The 3,844-nt window shown below is 60.1% G+C and carries 5 protein-coding genes; 1 reads left to right on the top strand and 4 read right to left on the bottom strand.

Translation table 11 applies throughout. From position 1 onward, the window contains the following. The 3 genes from WBP53_RS06740 to WBP53_RS06730 form a co-directional block, all read right to left on the bottom strand. Positions 1 to 999, bottom strand: a 999-nt coding sequence (locus tag WBP53_RS06740) for an alpha/beta hydrolase family protein (protein ID WP_423927210.1), incomplete at its 3' end; no start/stop codon positions are given. Between the two features lie 52 nt (positions 1,000 to 1,051). After that, positions 1,052 to 1,438 (bottom strand): hypothetical protein, encoded by a 387-nt coding sequence (locus WBP53_RS06735; protein WP_423927208.1) that lies wholly within the window; start codon positions 1,436 to 1,438, stop codon positions 1,052 to 1,054. A 175-nt stretch (positions 1,439 to 1,613) separates the two neighbouring features. After that, complete coding sequence (locus tag WBP53_RS06730; protein ID WP_423927206.1) at positions 1,614 to 2,987, bottom strand: choice-of-anchor Q domain-containing protein; 1,374 nt, start codon at positions 2,985 to 2,987, stop codon at positions 1,614 to 1,616. Positions 2,988 to 3,272: 285 nt separating this feature from the next. Here WBP53_RS06730 and WBP53_RS06725 point away from each other — a divergent pair, with 285 nt between their 5' ends. Next, a complete protein-coding gene (locus tag WBP53_RS06725) occupies positions 3,273 to 3,737 on the top strand; it encodes a DUF1203 domain-containing protein (protein ID WP_423927204.1) in 465 nt (154 codons plus the stop codon). Positions 3,738 to 3,761: 24 nt separating this feature from the next. On the opposite strand, the gene WBP53_RS06720 is transcribed toward WBP53_RS06725, so the two are convergent. Beyond that, positions 3,762 to 3,844, bottom strand: an 83-nt coding sequence (locus WBP53_RS06720) for a 4Fe-4S dicluster domain-containing protein (RefSeq protein ID WP_423927212.1), incomplete at its 5' end; no start/stop codon positions are given.

Raw genomic sequence — 3,844 nt, 5'->3', positions numbered from 1 at the left:
CCCGTCATCGAACTGCTTTAGAAATGCCAGCGACAGTTCCCGGGTGTCGGCCTTCACTTCCTCAGCGACTCGTTTCGAATCGAAATAGCGACGTTCAGTGAAGACGTTGTGGCTGCCTTCGTTGTAGACCGCCAGAACTTTCAGCGCGCTACCTGTCGCATCGAAAATTTCCTTGCGGTCGGCCACGCCAGAGCCAAACCCCGGAATACGGATGACGTCATCCTCGGTCGTGATATGCAGGGTCGGGATATCAATTGATGCAAGGATCGAATCTGTATCCGCTTCGCCATAGAACGGCGGTGCTGAAATCAGAATGGCCGCAGAAATGCGCGGATCGCGGAAATTGAGGACTTTTCCTCCGCGAGTCACTGATGCGCCCGACTCGAGCAAAGTCGTGTTTGCGCCATAGGAATGACCTGCAGCAGTGATTCGGTCCCTTGCGATTTGCTGGCCCAGGCGACTGGCCAGCAGGCGGTCGAGGGCAAAACGGGCATCCTGCACGCGCGCAATGGCTTCGGTGTCGCTAGCCGCGTTCTGGAATCTTGATAGCAGCGAAAAGATGCTGCCCTGCCACAGCGTGCGATCGCTGCCGACATGCTGGAGATGCAGGCTGGCGATGCCGTGCTCGGCCCAGTAGCGTCCGAGGTAGGTATAGCCATCGCGTGAACTGCCAATGCCGGGGGAGAAGATCACCAAGGGAATCTTCCCTGTGCCGGTTTCCGCGGGCCAGAAAATCCGCGCGGGAACCCTGCGCGCGCGCGAAGAATCCAGCCATTCGAGATTCGCAGCCTTGAACGGCTGGTGCGAATCAGAATCCAGTGAGGCGGGCGCTTCAGGCTCTGACCATTGCGTGCTGCGCGCATGAATCCATACCGGCATGGCCAGCGCGAGCAGCGCGAAGCAGACGGGCAGCATCAACAATGCCGTACGCAATCGGGGACGATCAGGGAGGAATCGAAAGCGGGTCATGGCAGCGGAATCGAATTTCTTGATATGCACGGCAAGACGCGTGGGCCCAAGGGCCCAGGGCAGGATCCGCAGGAAATGAGATCTAGTGTCGCTTCTTCGGGCGGCCCGTCTTGATGGGGGTCAACGCGGTGAGTGCTGCGTGCAGGGACGGGCCATCCATTTTCTCCAGCGCCTGCAGACCGGCGCGCAGGAGTTCGCTCTTCTTTGCTGGTCGCTTGAACTCGATCGCCCTGGCCTTGAGGCGCGCGATTCGCTCGAAGTCCTCACGTGGCATCGTGAAGCTGTCGCGGACGAGCTTCACCCGCAGCTTCGGTGCTTCGGCAGGTGCTGACGCCGCCTTGGACTTGGGTTTCTTCTCGACTTTGTGGATTTTCTTAGTGGCGTCCTTTGACCTGGCGGTCGTGGTAGCCGATTTTCCTGCAACTTTCTTGCTGCCGGCTGCGGCAGCTGGCTTGGCTGACTTGCTCATGCGGGTTTCACCAGAAAACGGTGTAAACAGTTTATATCGTTTCTTCCGGAGCGCAATGCCTGCACTGCGCTCGCAGGTGCCGCCGTTCAGCCAGGGATGACTCTGGCATGGGCACATTCCGCCCTGATCCTGGTCGCCTGGGCCTGACCTGGCGGAGCCTGCCGGGAACTTCCGATCATTCCGCCTCGAATCCGTCGGCAAAAATCGAATCGACACGGAGTTCAACCGCGCCCACATCGCATTGCGCAATGCCGTCGCCATCACCATCCAGTGGCCGGCCGATGCGACGCTGATCGAGAAAAAGGCAAGGCGCTGCCGCGCCGTGGTCGATGGCGTTGGGGCCGGGCAGATGGCTGCGTGAGAGGCCGCCATTGTCGGCAAGCGGGCCGAGGCCCGGGTCGGCGTTGATCTGGTCACCCGGCAGGGCGCTGTATTGGCATCCGGCAGTCGTACCGATGATGTTGCCGCCGTCGAGCGATTGCCCTTTGCTGCAATCGTCGGCGGAGAAACCGGGCCCGTTGCCCGCAAGAATGGTATTGCTCAAGAAAGTCAGGCCGAATCCGCCGTGCACGTCCTGGATGCCGCCGACCACCGCCATGCTGTTTGAGCCATGGTTTCCGGTTACGGTCGAGTTGATCAGGACAAGAATGGTGCCGCCGTCATTGAGAATGGCACCCGGGTTGCCGGCATTGTCGCTGATGGTCGTGTTCTCCAGCCGTACCTCGATACCGCGGCTGATTTCGATCGCGCCCGAGAAGCGCGCCTCGTTTTGGGCTATCAGGCTGCGACGCAAGATGATTGAAGCTCCTCCAGTGACATGGATGGCGCCCGATTGATCGCCGCGATTGCCGCTGAGTTCGCTGTCCTCGAGCACCAGGCAGCTGTCCTCACCAGTCGTCGAGACGCCTCCCGAACTGGAAAATCCGGATCCGGTTGCAGCGGTGTCTGTGTTGTTGACGATTCGGGTGCGAAGTGCCTGCAGACAGCCACGATTGTCTATCGCAACACCACCGGTATGCTGGGTCATGTGATTGTCGGCTACGACGACATCGGTCAGGCCAAGCTGCACCCCGATGCCGACCATGAGCCCGCCACCACCGTCGACCAGGGGCGCGCCGGCCGGCAGATGTCCGTTGCGCAGGGTCAAGCCCTGGACCGCGATCGTACGCATCGGCGCCGAACGGAGATCCAGCACGCGATCGAGTGCGCCTGCGTCAATGATGGTGGTGGATACATCCGCACCGAGGAGAATGAGGTCGTCAGTGATGTCGAGATCGCCACTGACCGATTCATTTTCGCCGCTGCCCGCCCGTGTCAGCGAATACGTGCCGGCAGGGATATCCACGGTATCGGTGCCGGCAAGCGCATTGGTTTCCATGATGGCCGCACGCAGGCTGCACGTGCCGAGTGCGTCCGCACAAAGTCCGTCGCCAGGAAGGCTGTCAACGCTGTCAGCTGGCGTGTCGACGAGAAAATCTGCCGCCTGAAGTGGCGAGCTGGCCAGTGTCAGGCAGATGACCAGTTGCCATGGAATAGCGGACTTCTTCACTTTCAACCTCTCTCGAACTCATGGCGAAAACAGGCGAATCGCATTCTCGCGGCCGCAAACGCGCTGCCCGGGATGAGTACCGGTCCGGTGGCAAAGGGTTGCATGCCGGGTCCATCGGACATGTCGGTTTCCAGGCAATGTGCAATGAACACGGTCGATCGAAACAGACCCCCATCGGTCCGGAAGTCGTGTCTGCAAGGTCCGAATCCGGCCAGTAGCGACGCACGTGCCGTGATGGAATGGCCTCGACAATACAGCCTGCAAACGACAGAGGACACCCAGGTCATGAAATTGAAGGTCGAAGGAATAGCGCACGAAGAAGTCATTCGAATCCGCAACGGAGGCGCAGATGCGAACGGACAAGCCGCACTGCTGCAGACGGCCGGTGCCGGGGCCAATCCCTGCCGTCATTGCCTGGGCTTGATTGCCGAGGGCAGCCCGATGCTGGTGTTGTCGTACCGGCCATTCGATTCGGTTCAACCCTACGCGGAAACAGGGCCGATCTTCCTGCATGCCAAATCCTGCGAGCGCTATGAAAGCGACCACTTGCCAGCGTGGTTCACGCATTTCGATCCTGCCATCGTCCGAGGCTACGATGCCAATGACTGGATCCGCTACGAGACGGCGCGCGTCGTCAAGGGTGAGGAAATAGGCGCGGTGTGCGAATCACTGCTTGAGAATCCCGAGGTGGCCTATGTCCACATTCGGTCGAAGTTCAATTGCTTCCAGTGTCGCGTGGATCGTGCATGAATCCACGGCAGACGGTATGTCGGATCACATGTTCTGATAGTTCGGCCCGCTGCCACCTTCGGGGGTCACCCAGGTGATGATCTCGTAGGGATCCTTGATGTCGCAGG

It is taken from the genome of Dokdonella sp. (genome assembly GCF_049593775.1).
GTDB lineage: Bacteria > Pseudomonadota > Gammaproteobacteria > Xanthomonadales > Rhodanobacteraceae > Dokdonella.
The sequence above is the reverse complement of the archived record's forward strand: the minus strand, read 5'-3'. Positions and strand labels throughout refer to the sequence as shown.

Excerpts from the sequence above, each read along its gene's own strand:
- WBP53_RS06725 (WP_423927204.1), top strand. The coding sequence starts at position 3,273 with ATGAAATTGAAGGTCGAAGGAATAGCGCACGAAGAAGTCATTCGAATC.
- WBP53_RS06735 (WP_423927208.1), bottom strand. The coding sequence starts at position 1,438 with ATGAGCAAGTCAGCCAAGCCAGCTGCCGCAGCCGGCAGCAAGAAAGTT.